The organism is Sphingobacterium bovisgrunnientis (assembly GCF_009829085.1).
Classification (GTDB): Bacteria; Bacteroidota; Bacteroidia; order Sphingobacteriales; family Sphingobacteriaceae; genus Sphingobacterium; species Sphingobacterium bovisgrunnientis.
On record NZ_WUQY01000002.1, the window covers coordinates 220,553 to 237,330 of the forward strand.

A 16,778-nucleotide genomic window follows, 5' to 3' on the forward strand; every position below is an offset into this window, starting at 1 on the left:
AAAGGTAAAGAAAAAGCTCTTGCCAAATGAGACAAGAGCCTTGAATTTTTTAAAGAGTGCAAAATTAACATTCAGGCAAGCTCAATGGAACTTTGACCGCTAATCCACCATCTGCAGTTTCTTTGTATTTCACATTCATATCCTGCGCAGTTTCCCACATGGTACTCACAACAGCATCCAAACTTACTTTTGCTTTATCAGGATTCGATTGTAAAGCTAATTGTGCGGCTGTAATAGCTTTGATAGCACCCATGGTATTTCGTTCAATACAAGGAACTTGCACTAGCCCACCGATTGGATCACAAGTTAATCCGAGATGATGCTCCATAGCTATTTCTGCAGCCATCAGTACTTGTCTTTGGGAACCGCCTAAACATTCCGTCAATGCACCTGCGGCCATAGCTGAGGAAACGCCAATTTCAGCCTGACAACCACCCATTGCTGCGGAAATTGTCGCACCTTTTTTGAATATCGAACCTATTTCGGAAGCTGTCGCAATGAATTGAATGATCTTATTATCGTCATAAGCATCATAGAACGCAACGAAATATTGCAACACCGCAGGAATTACTCCAGAAGCACCATTAGTAGGCGCTGTTACCACACGACCAAAAGAAGCATTTTCTTCATTAACAGCCAATGCAAAGCAGCTGACGCAATCTAAAATGTAGCCAAAATCTTTACCTCCAGCACGTATAGCTTCAAGCCAGGAATCGTAATCCGAATAAGTACGACCTTTTAGCATTCTCTTATTCAATTTCGCTGCTCTTCTTTCGACATTCAAACCTCCGGGCAATATCCCTTCGGTATGACAGCCTTTATAGATACATTCTTTAATGACTTGGAAAATATTTAGAATACCTTTACGTGTTTCCTCTTCTGGACGCCACGACAATTCATTTTCCATGACCAATTCCGAGATCTTCAGACCTGTGCGCATACATGCACTAATCAATTGCTGCGCTGTATCTATAGGAAAAGGTAATTCTACCTCACTCAACACCGATGCTGAATCATTTTCTTGCACAACGAAACCGCCACCAATAGAATAATATGTTTCTGAAATAGCTTTTCCATTATTCAGAAAGGCTTGAAAAGTAACGGCATTGGGATGAAAAGGTAAGCTCTGGTCAAATAAAAAAAGTAATTGCTCCGTATAATTAAATGTAATAGTTTTCTTACCACCAATAACCAGTGAATTGCTGGATTTAATATGCTCCACCTTTGGTAAGACCTGATTGACGTCAAAAGTAACAGGATCATCTCCGCTCAAACCCAGTAAGATAGCAATATCAGTACCGTGACCTACTCCAGTCTTCGCAAGAGAACCATACAACAAAACAGTAATTTGCACGACTTGATCAAGAGCACCCACTTCCTCCAACTTATTTACAAAACGCTGTGCAGCACGCCAAGGTCCCAAGGTATGTGAACTAGAAGGACCTATACCTATTTTGAACATGTCGAAAACAGAAATTTGCTCTGATGCCATAATCAACTGAATTTTTGTATTATAATTTCAAGCAAAGTTAGGATTATAAATGACAAAAAAAAGCCAAGCTGATATTTCAACTTGGCTATTATATTTATGATCCCGGGCTAATTACAGACCTTTACCATAAGTAAAGTTTTTGCCTATTGTTACTGGCAATTTACCTTTTGATTTAATGTCTTTTAAAACCACTTTCACTGCAGCTCTTTGCATGAAAGCTTCATTTTGATACCCCATAACAATAGATGCACTGCGGTCAACTTTCACAGAAGTCAACGCATACGGGTTTGTCAACATTACCGTGATAGTACGACGTCCAGCGATTTTGTCAATGAAAGTTTTCACGTCATCCGAAAAATCCAGCGTAGGTCTTGGACGTGATCTATTATCATGGATAGCCAAAATAATTTGCTCGTGGCCTCTTACTTCCTTTACTAAATCTGCTAATTGTGACTCCGTTTCTTTACCCGTAATGTAAATGTTTTTTACATTTGTCAATCTGGAAGCCAAACCTTTTTCAAAGTCTTGTGCCTCATTGATACCTACACTTACTACTACAGTTTCTTTTTTAGAATCGAAAGATTGGATACGGCGATTAGATTTCAATACCGTAACCGAAGCATCAGCCATACGTTGAATCAATGACTTTGTCTCTGGTCTATTTAAATCTTCAAAAACTCTACCTCTACTAGCTGGTGCGTATTTATCTAATCCTAACCACAATTTAGCAGCTAAAATTCTTTTAACACGTGCATCAATATCCGCTTGTTTCAATCGACCACTTTGAATTGATTTCACAACTAAAGCAATTGCACGCGCACTATTTTCTGAAAGTTCTAACAAATCATGTCCAGCTTCAATAGCTAAAATATCTGCTTCTCCATTCGGAAAAAACTTCGTAACACCTTTCATATTCATCGCATCAGTTACAGTTAATCCTTTGAACCCTAACTCATTTCTCAATAAATCTGTAACAACTTTCTTAGAAATAGAAGAAGGTAAATTTGGTGTATTGTCCAGTGCTGGAATGTCCATGTGACCAACCATTACCGCTGATGCTCCTTGCTTAATTAACTCTTTGAAAGGATAGATTTCCAATTCATCTAAACGCTGACGTGTAAAACCAAGCTTTGGTAGATCGTAATGTGAGTCTACGTCTGTATCGCCATGACCTGGAAAATGTTTGATAGATGCCAATACGCCACCGTCAATCATACCTTTCATGTAAGCTGCAGATTTTACAGTTACGTTTTCCTTGTTATCACCGAATGAACGAAATCCAATCACAGGATTTTTAGGATTGTTATTGATATCTACCGTTGGCGCAAAATTGAAATGAATACCTACACGCAAAAAATCTTTAGCTGCATCACGACCCATATCATATATTAATGAGTTATCTTGCAATGCGCCTAAAGTCATTTGATACGGAAAAGATTGTGTTGAATCCGGTAAACGCATTCCTAATCCCCATTCCCCATCAATGGTAACCAATAAAGGAACTTTAGATACTTTCTGGTAATTGTTAATCATGTCTATGTGACGAACAGGACCACCCTGAAAAACAACTAATCCTCCAACCTGCTCATTTTTAACGACAGTGCCAACTGAATCAATAAATTTTTGACCCAAATTCGTGTGTGCACGAACTAAAAACAATTGACCAATACGTTCTTTTGGAGTTAGACTATTAAATACTGAATCGACCCATTTGTGATCGCTATTGATAAATTTCACAAAATCAGGTCTTTTCTGCGCCATTGCTCCATATGAAGTCAAAAGAGCTAGCGAAAAAGCTAAAATAGGTTTCAGCATAATGTTTTATTTATAAGTATATATGCACGAAAATATAATAATATTTCGAGAATTCAATGTTTGTGCAAAATTGTTACAGCAAAACGCACAAAAACGCATTATATCAATTGATATTTTTGCTCTAAGAGCAAGGCTAAGTCTAAGGAATTTTCGATTTCACCGCAAGCCTCCTTTTTCCACAACATATCGATTACCAATAGCAAATACTGCGCCTCAATTTCGGGATTGGCGTAGCCCAATTCTTTAAAAGCCCGAATAATAATGGAATGTACAGGCTTCATAAATTGTTCATGTTGTGATTTTGAAAATGGGATATGCGATAGACGCTCTTGCAATTTCCAAAACATAGGCTCATCGGATACTAATTTGCTAGGTAAGAAAATCATATTTTTCAAAAAGTCCTTTGCACTTTTATACGTCATCATCCCGCGATGATGTTGTAATACGCGACGGTAGCCCGATTTAATAAGATGCGCCAATAAGGTATCCTTATTCCCAAAATGTTTAAAAATAAGCGCCTCGGAAACACCAGCATTTGCTGCGATTTCTTTTGTTGATGTATCAGCATAACCATTTTTGGCAAACAACACTAAAGCCGCCTCCAAAATCTTCTCTTTTCTACTTAACAGGGAACTTTTCATATAAACACGAACAATCAAGCAAATATATCTATTTTGATACAATATTTGAAGTTTAACGACTTTAAACTAATATTGTATCATATACCTAATTTCTACAGTGAAACTCTTTATCAAACAACTGCTTATATTTTTGTTATTAGCACTCGCATATTCATCTTATGCGCAGCAAAAGATTAGTGGACGTATCGTGAATGGCGCAGATTCGACGGCAATAATGGGAGCTACTGTGCAACTAATTCCAATTAATCAAAACTCAATAATTCAATCAACCTCTTCCGATAAATTAGGCAATTTTCTGTTTAACAACTTAAAAACAGGTAACTACAAAATTAGTATTCAAGCATTGGGATTTCAACAGAAAATAACTCCGCTGCAAATCACTTCTTCGAAAAACGAAACTATACGTATTCACTTGGAAACAGATAATATTGGTATCGATGAAGTAGTAATTAGTGCATCGCCTGCTGTTATTTTAAAGGGAGATACCATGGAATACGATGCCAACAAATTTGTAGCACGCGAATTTGCTGATGCAGACGAGGTCGTGTCACAAATTCCAGGTGTTTTGATTGATGAAGACGGTAATGTCACAGCACATGGAGAACAAGTAACACGGATAATCATCGATGGAAAAGAATTTTTTAGTTCAGATCCTAAGATTGCTCTTAAAACCCTCCCTGCTGATATCATTGCTAAAATCCAACTCATAGATGAAAAATCTGAGCAAGCGAGATTTTCAGGATTTGACGATGGAAAGAGAAATAAAGTCATAAATATAGTAACCAAACCCGACAAAAAAGTGGGCTTCTTTGGGAAATCTGCAGTAAGTAAAGGCAATAGCAATAAATTTTCTATCAATTCTTCAACAAACAGCTTCAATAAAGACAAGAAATATGCGATTAATTTATTAGCAAATAATATAAATGAAACCAATTTTGGAGAACAAGGTCGAGGTGGAGCCAGAAGAGGCAATAATAACACCGACCGAGGGCTATCAGATACTTACGCTGGTGCAATTACCTTCAGCAATGTCTATCCAAAAACCAACATGGAATTGAGCTCAGATTATAATTTCAATTCATCTACAACGGTAACGAATTCCTTATCCAATATTCAGTATTTATCCGAAGGGCAAGCCAATCAATTCAGAACACAAAACCAATTATCAGACGCAAACAACACAGAACATGTGCTAAACGGAAGATTAAAATGGCAAATCGATTCGACCAATAGGCTTGACTTCACGCCAAATATTCGATATTCATATAGCAAACGCGAGAGCGCCACAGATTTTAACACGATCAATGTAAGCGAAAGCCCAATTAATAAATCCGTTCGATCTTCTAATGGTGATAATAATAATTTGAGTTACGGTGCATCTTTCACCTATATGCTGAAATTTAAGAAACAAGGCAGAACAGTATCAGTCAATGCCAGCGCAAATAAAAATTCCAATGATGCTCATGCATTAAATCTAGCCGTAACCGAATATTACAGAAATGCACTTTTGAACAGACTTGACACAAACAATAACACCAGTTCGACAAATGGGTATGGGTCAGGAGTTAATAGCAGAATATCATTTACAGAAAGTATATCTCAATACAGCAGATTACAAGCGCAATATAATTTTCGAAATAATGCTTCTTATTCCAATCGGGAAACGTATGATTTTCTGGCAGAAACAGGTCAATCGGGAGAATTGAGAGATCGTCTATCCAATGAATTTCGTAATGATTTCAATTACCACAGCGCTGGAATGTCTTACATTTATGCACTGAAAGATTCCATTAGATTTCAGGTTGGCTTTCAATATCAGCATGGCGTCCGCAAAAACGATAGAATAGTTCCTATTAACCTGAAGACTGTAGCAGATTTTTACAGCTTTCTCCCAGATCTATCCGCAAAATATAAGTTTTCACGAACGAAGGAGTTGGAATTCAATTACAATACGCAAACCAATACGCCTTCCATTAATCAAATACAAGATTTCATCAATAACCAAAATGAATTGCGTATCACCAATGGTAATCCAAATTTAAATCAAGAATACGCGCATAACGTTCGATTACAATACAAAGATGTAAATAGAAAAACAGGTAGATCATTGACGACCAATGTGAACTTTGAATATACTCAAGACAAAATTATAAATAGCATATTACAAACAGATAGTAGTATTTTTCTTTTTGAAGATGTTCGACTTGGCGCAGGTGGCCAGTATATCCGACCTATCAATACGGATGGCGCATACGCTGTTCGACTTAATAATAGTTACGGCGCTCCTATCGAGAAATTAAAAATTAACATCAATCTAAATACAAGGTTATATCTAAACAACGAATTGGCTGAAATCAATGATTTACCGATCAAAAACAAGACATTTGGATATGGACAAAGTGTTGGGTTGAATTCTAAATTTTCAAAGAGATATATTATCGGATTATCCTACCATATTGATGGGCGTGAGACATCCAATATCATGACACAGACAGCACGTTATCATGTTCTAAATCACCGATTTAGTAATAATATTTCGATAGAACCAATCAAAAATATAGTTTTCACGAGTAATCTCATGTACTTAAACAATGGTGGAATATTGGATTACCCGAATATCGAAACTATGATATGGAACGCTTCAATTGGGAAAAAACTATTTAAAAACAACAATGGTGAAATAACCTTGAAAGGTTTTGATTTACTCAATAAAGCACAAAATATTAGTAGACGTGTTACGGAAAATAACATTTCTGATGTGTCGTCAAACACTTTGAATCGGTATTTTCTGTTATCTTTTACATACAATTTAAGAAAGTTTGGTACTACTAATATATTTAAATAAATAGTCCTCCTTTTTGTAAAAACGTTTCCTTCTTTTTCATATAAGCATCCTTATCGATAGCCTTTGTTCCTTTTGAAATAATAGCAGTCTTATATCCTAAATCTAAAGCATCCATCGCGGTGAAGTAAACACAAAAATCTGCCGCCAGTCCGCAGATATGCACTTCCGAAACTTTTTTATCCTGCAAATACCCATGCAAACCAGTATTTCTGATGCGTTGGTTATCAAAAAAACCGCTATAGCTATCTACTTTTTTATCTAACCCTTTTCTAAATATTGCTTGAATTGAATTTGTATCTAACAATTTCGACAATTCAGCACCTTCAGTTCCTTGTACACAATGATTTGGCCACAGCGTTTGAGGGTATCCATTCCAATCGATGACATCAAATATTTGGTGTCCCGCGTGCATATCAGCAAAACTTTTGTGATTAGCAGGATGCCAATCTTGTGTAGCTACAACGAGTTCGTAATTAGGAATTATTCTATTTATTATAGAAATTATTTCGTCTCCATTGGAAACTTCTAATGCACCACCTGGTAAGAAATCATTTTGAAGATCGACTATAATTAGAGCTTTCATAGTGTAAATTTTAAAATAAATATATAAACTTTAATTAGCTTCTTATGTCTATTTTAGCTTTATGACAATGTAGCAAACTAACTTATATTAACGTGTTATAAAGGTGCTTTTTATGGTTTTTCGAATCAGTAAAACAAAATTAAATTATTAGATTTGCACCTCGTATCTATATAGCGTAGATATTTAACATATTATAACACATTTAACAGTAGGTAATACTTACATTTGCATGTCAACTAATATATATGAGTCAATTTTTACAATTTAAATATTTTAATTTTCTGTCTATCTTTTCTGCATTACTTCTTTTGGGTAGTTGTAATAAAGAGATTAGTATTTCTCTAGATGAAATAGACGAAAACATTGCTGTAACTTTCATTGACTCTTTCACTGTTAGTACATCTGCTTATCAGCTAAACTATATGCCTGCCTCTGCTACTGGAGCGGTGTTAGTGGGTAAGGTTAATATCAATGATTTGGGATCGGTAAAATCATCTTCATACTTAAAGCTATCACTTGATTCATACACCGATAATATTCCAGAGAATGCAGTGTTTGATTCCGTAAATGTTGTTTTGAAGCCAAATGCTTCAAAATATTATTATGGTGATACTACGCAAAATCAACAAATTTCTATTCATAAAGTAACGCAAGAAATTGTCACTCAAAACATCCTAACCTCAATTGATAGCTATAATGCACCAATTTATGTAACTGGACCTACTATTTTTGGAGACAAGAAATTCAATTACGAATCAAATGCACTGGGCACAACAACATTCAGACCATACGTTCGTTCAATGGATACACTAAGTGTAAGAATTGATGACACTTTTGGTAAAGATATCTTTGATAAAATCAACACCAACGACTTTAATGTTAATAACCTAGAAGCTTTTCAAAGCTATTTAAAAGGTATTGTTATAGTTCCAGGTGAGAACAATACTGCAATGATTGGATTTAATGATACATTGAATATTCAAATCAATTATTCATACATTGGTTCTGATGGATTTAAAGTAACAGGTAAAAAAGTTATTGTAAATAGCTCTCCTAATTTTCAATTCAATAACATTGAATTCGATCGATCGGGAACGCCATTCGCTAATTTAAATGCTAATAATAGAGAATTAACATTTGAGCACACGGACAAAAAAGCTTACATACAATCTGGCTCTGGTCTAGTAACAAAAATAAAAATGCCATCGCTTAAAGAGTTTATGAGTAATGAAAACATAAGCGTTAATAAGGCAGAATTATTTGTTGAGACAGAATCTTTAAATTATGGTGCCTATTACGCTCCTTCGAGCTTAATGTTAATGGTGACTAACAAAAATGGTTTACCAATAAATTTTGTTCCAACACCATTTAGCACTACAATTCAACAGGCAGGATATATCGCAGGAAATGATGTGGGTGAAAATGGAAAATATGTATTTAACTTAATTGATTATTTGAAGAATATAAATTCAAATCAATATATTGATACTGACTTATTAATAACAACTGTATCTCCAAGCATATTTAGCACTGTCAATACGGCTAAAATCGCAACGGAAAATGGAAAACCAAAGATTAAATTAAACATTGTATATACTAAATTCAAATAATTTATGAATAAGAAAAATTGGCTATGTATTGTTTTAGCCTGTGCTTTTACACTTTCAGCATTTAATTCTTGTAAAAAAGACGAAGACAACGATAACACTACTGACAACGGTCCTACTGAATGGGTTAGAGCATCTGCTTTCGATGGTGACCCAAGAAGTAATGCTGCTTCATTTCAGATTGATAATAAAGGATTTTTAGCTACTGGTATTTTAACAACAAATGAAAGAACGAAAGATGCATGGTCTTTCGAAAACAATGTGTGGAAACGTATTGCAGATTTCCCAGGTGCTGCTCGTAATGGTGCAGTAGGTTTTGCTATTGGTCAACACGGTTATGTAGGATTGGGTTATGATGGAACAGAAGTATTGAAAGATTTTTATAAATATAATCCTTCAACAAATACTTGGACTCAAATTGCTTCATTGCCAGCTAATGCTGAAGCACGCTATGGTGCTGTTGCATTTACATTAGGAAACCAAGCTTACGTTGGGTTAGGTGCCACTAAAACTCAAAAAACATTAAAAGATTTTTGGAAGTATGATGCAGCAGCTGACAAATGGGAACCTGTAGGATCAGAGTTCAAACAAAAACGTGTAAACGCTTTTGCATTTGTTATTGGAAATAAAGCATATGTAGGTGGTGGTTTTGATAACAACCAATATCCTGAAGACTTCTATTCATTTGATGGTACGAAATGGAGCGATGAAGCGCCTCTAAGGGATACTGACAACACGTATGATTTAACACGCCAAGGTGCTTCTGCATTTGTAATTGGTAATTTTGGATATGTAGTAGGTGGAAAGAAGAATGCTTCATTGAACACAGTATGGAAATATGATCCAGCTGCGAGAAAATGGGAAAGTAAACACCAAGCTCTTCCGCAAAACGCTAGAGATGGTGCTGTAACCTATTCAATTGGTGGTAAAGGATATTTAGCAACTGGTGCTAATGGTTCAATGAAATTTGACGACAACTGGGTATTTACTCCAGTTAGATAATCTATAAAATTTAAGAATATGAAAAGGCTTTGCATTCAGTTGCAAAGCCTTTTTTAATATATTATTGAATATATTTTTATAAAAAAAATGGAACATAATTAATATGTTCCATCCTTTTAGATAGTATCTAAATATTATTCTATTTAAATAACTCCAAAGCTCTCTTGATACGCGAAACCACTTGTTCTTTTCCTAATAATTCAGTGATTAAAAAGACATCAGGACCAAACTTACCTCCTACTAACATTATACGATATGGCATCATCAATTCACCGATTTTCATCCCAGATTCAGCAACTTTACCCTTGAAGAATGGATCTAATGATACAGCTGTCCAATCCGTTTGATTTTCAAATTCTGAAATAATATTTTCAAAAAATGCTGTCTTATCTGCATTCCACTTAGGTTTCACTGCGTCGACATCGTATTGTGTTGGCTCTTCAAAGAAAAATGATGCTTGACCCCAAAAGTCCGATACGTAAGTTAATCTTTCTTTTACAGCTGTCAATACGGTAGTTAAATATGCTTCATCTATAGTAGAAACATTATTTTGTGTTAAGACTTCCTGGATTTGAGGCAACAATTCCGCATTATCCGCTTTCTTAATCCACTCGTGGTTGAACCATTTTGCCTTCTCAAAATCAAACTTAGCTCCGCTCTTACTAATGCGATCTACTGAGAATTTCGAAATTAGTTCTTCAATTGAAAATAATTCTTGCTCGGTCCCATCGTTCCATCCCAAAACACCTAGCATATTTACAAATGCTTCTGGCAAGAATCCCAATTCACGGAAACCTTTGGTCAAATCTCCTGATTTAGGGTCTGTCCAATTCATCGCATACACAGGGAATCCCAAACGATCGCCATCACGCTTACTTAATTTACCATTTCCATCAGGTTTCAATATCAACGGCAAATGCGCCCATTGCGGTTCTTGATCTTTCCATCCTAAGTATTCCCACAACAACAAATGTACTGGAGCAGAAGGCAACCATTCTTCTCCTCGGAAAATATGAGAAATCTCCATAGCCTTATCATCAACAACGACAGCTAAGTGATACGTTGGCATCCCATCAGCCTTTAATAATACTTTGTCGTCAATCAATTTAGTCTCAAAAGAAACACGACCACGAATCATATCATCAAAAGAAACTACTTCGTCTTCTGGCATCTTGATACGAATCGTATGAGGTGTGCCCACATCCAACAAAGCCTTTGTTTCTTCAGCCGAAAGACTCAAAGAATTACGCAAGCTCATTCTGTTTTCGTGTGAATACCTAAAATTAGGATATAATTGACGCTGCGCATCTAATTCCTCCGCAGTATCAAAAGCATAATAAGCATGTCCATTAGCTACCAATTGCTCAGCATACTGACGATAGGAAGGTTTGCGTTCACTTTGGCGATATGGTCCGAATGCACCAGGCTGTGACGGGCTTTCATCAGGTGAAATACCACACCAAGCAAGACACTCGTTAATATATTCTTCAGCACCAGCCACAAAACGTGTCTGATCAGTATCTTCAATTCTTAAAATAAATTCACCTTGGTGATGTCTAGCAAATAAATAATTGAACAAGGCAGTTCTTACACCACCCAAATGCAATCCTCCTGTAGGACTCGGTGCGAAACGCACTCTTACTTTTTGTTGTGAACTCATTCCACAAAATTACTTATTTATCATTTAATAAATGAATTAGAACTACCCTAGCAAGTCAAATAAACTTAAAATGTTGAATAAAATACTTATTTTGTAATAGATTTTAAATCTGGCATGAACCCATATCAATACAATTCAAAACAAGCCTGGAAAATACTGTTGCTGCTCTTTGCCGCTGTGATCGGAATCGCATCGTTATTGTATAGCAATTATTTAGTCAAGAGTCTTTCTAAATCCGAACGAACTAAAGCTGAGGTTTGGGCAATGAGTACACGAAGTATTATGACAATGCCCGATGTCGATGATGAGTTTATCAGTTTCGTGTATGCAGTACGAGATAGCCTTACTTTACCAGCTATTATAACTGATGAAAAAGATAATATCATCTTTTGGCGTGATTTAGATTCTACCAAAACTAATATACATTTAGAAGACTCCTTAAAGACTAATGTGGTTTATGACCCTCATTATTTCCAAAAAGAGTTAAATGATATGAAACGCGCTCATGCCCCTATTCATTTGACTTTAGAAAACGGCGAAAAATGGTCAGTCTATTATCATGAATCCAAAGCTTTACGGAATCTTCGCATATTCCCCTATATACAACTATCTCTAATCGCTATTTTCTTAATATTCGCATATTATGTGTTCAATTCGATACGTAAATCCGAGCAAAACTTAGTCTGGGTGGGAATGGCAAAAGAGGCTGCGCATCAATTAGGGACTCCTATATCTTCTTTGATGGGTTGGATTGAACTTATCAAAATGAAATTCGATGCAGAAGATGACCAAGTTGTCAACGAAATGGAAAGAGATGTTACCCGCTTGGAAATTGTTGCCGATCGATTTTCCAAAATAGGGTCCAGACCAATTCTTACCAACCATAACGTTTACGAGGTAATAGATAACTTTGTGCAATATTTTAAAATACGCACAAGTGAAAAAATAACATTTCAACTTACAGGTGACAACCATGTAGAAGCAAAAATGAATGTGCCATTATTTGATTGGATCATCGAAAATCTACTTAAAAATGCTGTCAATGCCATTGATACCGAAGGAAATATAACTATTGATATTAAAGAAAATATTGCGAAAGAGGAAATTTTTATTGACATTAGTGATACTGGTAAAGGAATACCGAAATCAAATTTTGAAGCAATTTTCCAACCTGGATTTACCACTAGACAACGTGGATGGGGTCTAGGGCTTAGTTTGACCAAAAGAATGGTGCGCTACCATAGAGGCCATATTTTTGTGAAAGAATCCGAAATCGGAAAAGGCACGACATTTAGAATAATACTTAAAAGTAATTTAAATTATGAACCTACTCAAGTCTGACGATTATCCAGCTATTTACGAAGATTATATTGAAAATGTACATGGTGATGTACTAGAAGAACTCAAGAACCAACTTGAATCATTCCCAACATTCATCACTAATATTCCAAAAGAAAAAGAACTATACAGTTATGCTGAGGGTAAATGGACAGTAAAAGAAATTCTCTGCCATATCATTGATACCGAACGTGTGATGTCCTATAGAGCATTGCGTTTCGCGCGAAATGATATGACAGCTTTGGCTTCTTTTGAACAAGACGAATTCGTCACTTTTGGAAGGCACAATGAACGGGAAATGGAAAGCATTATTGAAGAATTTGTTAATTTACGTCGTGCAAATATTGCTTTATTCAAAACATTCAACGAAACTGAGCTTTCGCGCAAAGGTATGGCGTCTGACAGATTAATTAGCGTTTTAGCTTTTATTTATGTTATTGCTGGACATTTAAATCACCATAAATTCATTCTGCAACAAAAATATCTTAATGAAAAATCATGATTTGGAGCAAGGAACATCAATTAGAAGACATTAATGTGTTGTTTTCTCGCTATATGACAGGTTTTTTGGATATCAGAGCTAGCAAGATTACACCAGAATCACTACATGCAAGTATGCCTATAACTGAAAAAGTATTGCAGCCCTACGGTATATTGCATGGCGGTGCATCGGTGGTCTTAGCGGAATCGGTCGGAAGTGTTGCCTCCGCATTAATTATTAATACAGATACGCACAATGCTGTTGGGCTAGAAGTCAACGCGAATCACCTTCGACCAGGCAAATTAGGCCGTAATTTGGAAGCGAATTGTACTCCAATTCATATTGGTCGAAGCACACATGTGTGGGATATAAAAATTCTGGATGAGAAAAATCGCCTAATATGTATATCGCGGTTAACAGTAGCAATTGTAAAAAAATAGATATATGTTAAAACTTTTTACATGCTGCATTGTTAAGGATTTAAGTACCATTCATTTGGTAATATGATACGGTTTAGGTTTTTAGAGCGACTTCGCCCCACGAAGTCGCTCTTTTATTAAACATTTATTATAAAATTTAAAAAGAACAACCGTTTGATTGAATATTTTTTTTTCTGTAATCCATTAAATTTTATTAGTCTTGTAATAGAAACTTGACTTTGTAAACCGTGAAATAATCATATTACCTGAACAAGAAGTTTCAAAAACAATTAAGTAAATAAATTTATAGTATGTCTTCAACATCTTCCTCTAGCGCCTTAGGAAATGCGCCACAAAAGACGGCCTTCTTGCCTATGGCAATTTGTTGTCTTCTTTTTTTCATTTTAGGATTTTTTACGTGGGCAAATGGTGCCCTTATTCCGTTTGTTAAATTAGCATTCAGTCTAGATTCTGATTTGCAAGCTTTTTTTGTATTGTTTGCATCTTATATTGCGTACTTCTTCTTAGCCTTACCTAGCTCTTGGATTATAAAAAAGACAGGCTTCGAAAATGGTCTTATTTTAAGTTTAATTTTATTAGGTGTTGGTTCCCTAATTTTTATACCAGCAGCTCACCAAGGAAGCTACAATTTATTTTTGCTTGGTATTTTTGTACAAGGTTCTGCTATGGCTTTAATGCAAACTGCAGTGAACCCTTATTTAAGTATTATTGGACCAATTGATAGTGCTGCACAGCGTATCGCAATCGCTGGCGTATTTAATAAAGGTGCTGGAATCATTGTTCCTTTTATTTTAGGAGGTATATTATTAAAAGGTTCAGCAGAGATCTCTGCAAAGATTCAAACTTTACCAGAAGGAGCCGAGAAAGATGCCTTGTTTGATTCATTATTAAGCCGTGTAGACACATTATATATCATTTTAGCTGTCGTAGTTTGTTTGTTTGCTCTTGTAATCAAATTGGTTAAAATGCCACCAGTTGATGTAGATAAAGAAGATGAAGCAGAGCTAGCAGCAAGCCCTGCTGACAAAAAGAAAAGTATCTTTGACTTCCCACACTTATTCTTAGGTTCATTAGCAATTTTCGCAACTGTAGCTGTAGAAGTAATGGCTGGTGATATCATAGGTACATATGGACATCAGTTGAGTCTACCAGAATTTTTCGTTAAATATGGTACTGCATTTACTCTTGCATGCATGCTTTTAGGTTATTTCATTGGTATCGTAGCAATTCCTAAATATGTATCACAACAATATGCTTTACGCATATGTACTTTCGTAGGTATTGGGTTAACTGTATTCTCGGTATTCACCACTGGATTGACATCATACATTGCATTAGCTTTATTAGGTGTTGCCAATGCATTATTGTGGCCTGCTATTTTCCCTCTTGGAATTAAAGGCTTGGGTAGATTTACGAAAACGGCCTCTGCTGTGATGGTCATGGGTATTGCAGGTGGTGCTATTTGGCCTTTGCTTTACGGATTTTTGAAAGATACAGTAGGAATGAATTTCCAAATGGCATTCTTAGTAGCGATGGTTCCACCGTATTTGTACATTTTATACTTTGCAACTTGGGGACATAAGGTTGGTAAAAAAGCCTAAATATCCTTATATATAGAAATGCCTTAGAAAATAAAATCTAAGGCATTTTTTAGGAAAAAGTATAAACCTTATTAGGCGTTATACAACCATTCAGTTTAACATCCCACTCTCCTACATCTGTAATCTCCTCTACAGGCTCAAAATAACTAATTCCATAGCATTTCACGTCTGCTCTACATTTAGCTAAGAAGCGGTCGTAAAAGCCTTTTCCGTATCCAACTCTATTACCATCAATATCAACTACTAGTAACGGCACTAAGACAAAATCAATTTTCTCTTCCTCTACCAGTTCACCATTCATTGGCTCCAGAATTCCCCAATTATTTTCTGCTAGAACTGTTAAATTATTCAGCACATAATTATGCATTTCTCCTGTGCTAAAATCAGATTTCGATATAACTAAATTCATTTCTGGATAATATTTACTTAACCAAGTAATAAACTCTGCTGTATCGGGTTCGTTAAATTTCTGCATAGACAAATACACATGGATATAATTATACAGCGACCAATCGAAGTGTTTTAAATGCTCAAATATTTGTTGATCAAAAGAAGCTTTTTCTTCTAAATTCAATGCATTCCGACGCTGTTTGTATTCTTTGCGCAATTGGTCTTTTGTCATATCAGCTCAGTGAACTACCCATTTGCTAAAGACAAATGGGCTTCGGGCTTCACAGACTTGTGCTTTGTTGTCAAAGTCTTATTTGAGTCTCCGCCCGTGTAATCGCCAGTTCCTGACGATATTATTTTTAATCCTTCTTTCAGAATGTTTTTTGCAGCGTTTAAATCACGGTCTAAAACGTGTCCATTTTTGCAAGTCCATTCTCTTATTGAAAGATTTAAGTCTTGATTTATCCAACCGCACTCACAGCAGGTTTTACTTGATGGATAGAAGCGATTGATTTTTACAATCTGTTTATCGTTCCAATCAGCCTTGTATTCAAGCAACCTAACGAAAGTTCCCCAACTTGCATCAGAAATATGTTTTGAAAGTTTATGGTTTTTGACCATACCTTTCACATTCAAATCTTCTAATGCAATTATATCGTAGTTAGAAACTAATTGGTGGGATACCTTATGTAAGTTATCCATTCGTGAGTTGGTTATCTTCTCGTGAAGTCTTGCTGTTTTTCGTCTTTGTCTTTCAAACGAATTACTGCCTTTTGTCTTACGAGAAAGATGTTTTTGTGCTTTCGCTAATTCTTTTTCATATTGTTTTGTGTATTTGTTGTTCTTGAATTTGACACCATCAGAAGTAATAGCAAAGTCTTTT

Annotated in this window: 14 protein-coding genes; 7 read left to right on the forward strand and 7 right to left on the reverse strand. The window is 35.6% G+C overall.

Features of this window, described 5'->3' with window-relative positions; genetic code table 11:
- Positions 1-64: 64 nt before the first annotated feature.
- From GOQ16_RS02185 to GOQ16_RS02195, 3 genes are all read right to left on the reverse strand, one after another.
- Positions 65-1,492 carry an L-serine ammonia-lyase gene (locus GOQ16_RS02185; RefSeq protein ID WP_160067453.1) on the reverse strand — a complete coding sequence of 476 codons (1,428 nt, stop codon included), beginning with the start codon at positions 1,490-1,492 and terminating at the stop codon, positions 65-67.
- A gap of 111 nt (positions 1,493-1,603) precedes the next feature.
- On the reverse strand, positions 1,604-3,307 hold the full coding sequence (locus tag GOQ16_RS02190; RefSeq protein ID WP_160067455.1) for a glycoside hydrolase family 3 protein: 1,704 nt from the start codon (positions 3,305-3,307) through the stop codon (positions 1,604-1,606).
- Positions 3,308-3,405: 98 nt separating this feature from the next.
- Positions 3,406-3,948, reverse strand: coding sequence for a TetR/AcrR family transcriptional regulator (locus tag GOQ16_RS02195; RefSeq protein ID WP_160067457.1), 543 nt, complete (start codon positions 3,946-3,948; stop codon positions 3,406-3,408).
- 130 nt (positions 3,949-4,078) lie between these two features.
- Between GOQ16_RS02195 and GOQ16_RS02200 the strand changes: the two genes are divergently transcribed.
- A complete protein-coding gene (locus GOQ16_RS02200; protein WP_160067459.1) occupies positions 4,079-6,793 on the forward strand; it encodes an outer membrane beta-barrel protein in 2,715 nt (904 codons plus the stop codon).
- Here the strand turns inward: GOQ16_RS02200 and pncA are convergent.
- Positions 6,786-7,376 (reverse strand): bifunctional nicotinamidase/pyrazinamidase, encoded by a 591-nt coding sequence (gene pncA, locus GOQ16_RS02205; RefSeq protein WP_160067461.1) that lies wholly within the window; start codon positions 7,374-7,376, stop codon positions 6,786-6,788. The two genes, GOQ16_RS02200 and pncA, sit on opposite strands and share 8 nt — an antisense overlap.
- 245 nt (positions 7,377-7,621) lie before the next feature.
- On the opposite strand from pncA, the gene GOQ16_RS02210 reads away from it, so the two are divergent.
- On the forward strand, positions 7,622-8,986 hold the full coding sequence (locus GOQ16_RS02210) for a DUF4270 family protein (protein ID WP_160067463.1): 1,365 nt from the start codon (positions 7,622-7,624) through the stop codon (positions 8,984-8,986).
- Between the two features lie 3 nt (positions 8,987-8,989).
- Positions 8,990-9,985, forward strand: a complete 996-nt coding sequence (locus GOQ16_RS02215) for a Kelch repeat-containing protein (protein WP_160067465.1) — start codon at positions 8,990-8,992, stop codon at positions 9,983-9,985.
- A gap of 139 nt (positions 9,986-10,124) precedes the next feature.
- Here GOQ16_RS02215 and gltX read toward each other — a convergent pair whose 3' ends face one another.
- On the reverse strand, positions 10,125-11,645 hold the full coding sequence (gene gltX / locus GOQ16_RS02220; RefSeq protein ID WP_160067467.1) for a glutamate--tRNA ligase: 1,521 nt from the start codon (positions 11,643-11,645) through the stop codon (positions 10,125-10,127).
- A 114-nt stretch (positions 11,646-11,759) separates the two neighbouring features.
- Here gltX and GOQ16_RS02225 point away from each other — a divergent pair, with 114 nt between their 5' ends.
- The 4 genes from GOQ16_RS02225 (at position 11,760) to gluP (ending at position 15,505) form a co-directional block, all read left to right on the forward strand.
- A complete protein-coding gene (locus tag GOQ16_RS02225) occupies positions 11,760-12,986 on the forward strand; it encodes a sensor histidine kinase (protein ID WP_160067469.1) in 1,227 nt (408 codons plus the stop codon).
- The gene (locus tag GOQ16_RS02230; protein WP_149915367.1) at positions 12,967-13,485 is read left to right on the forward strand and encodes a DinB family protein; all 519 of its coding nucleotides are present in this window, start codon (positions 12,967-12,969) and stop codon (positions 13,483-13,485) included. The genes GOQ16_RS02225 and GOQ16_RS02230 overlap by 20 nt, the downstream gene beginning before the upstream one ends.
- On the forward strand, positions 13,482-13,904 hold the full coding sequence (locus GOQ16_RS02235; RefSeq protein WP_160067471.1) for a hotdog fold thioesterase: 423 nt from the start codon (positions 13,482-13,484) through the stop codon (positions 13,902-13,904). The genes GOQ16_RS02230 and GOQ16_RS02235 overlap by 4 nt, the downstream gene beginning before the upstream one ends.
- Before the next feature lie 290 nt (positions 13,905-14,194).
- Positions 14,195-15,505: a glucose/galactose MFS transporter gene (gene gluP / locus GOQ16_RS02240; protein ID WP_160067473.1), complete on the forward strand. Its 1,311-nt coding sequence runs from the start codon at positions 14,195-14,197 to the stop codon at positions 15,503-15,505.
- A gap of 49 nt (positions 15,506-15,554) precedes the next feature.
- On the opposite strand, the gene GOQ16_RS02245 is transcribed toward gluP, so the two are convergent.
- Both GOQ16_RS02245 and GOQ16_RS02250 read right to left on the reverse strand, forming a co-directional pair.
- Positions 15,555-16,127, reverse strand: a complete 573-nt coding sequence (locus GOQ16_RS02245) for a 5-formyltetrahydrofolate cyclo-ligase (protein WP_160067475.1) — start codon at positions 16,125-16,127, stop codon at positions 15,555-15,557.
- A 14-nt stretch (positions 16,128-16,141) separates the two neighbouring features.
- Positions 16,142-16,778, reverse strand: a 637-nt coding sequence (locus GOQ16_RS02250) for an RNA-guided endonuclease TnpB family protein (RefSeq protein ID WP_160067477.1), incomplete at its 5' end; no start/stop codon positions are given.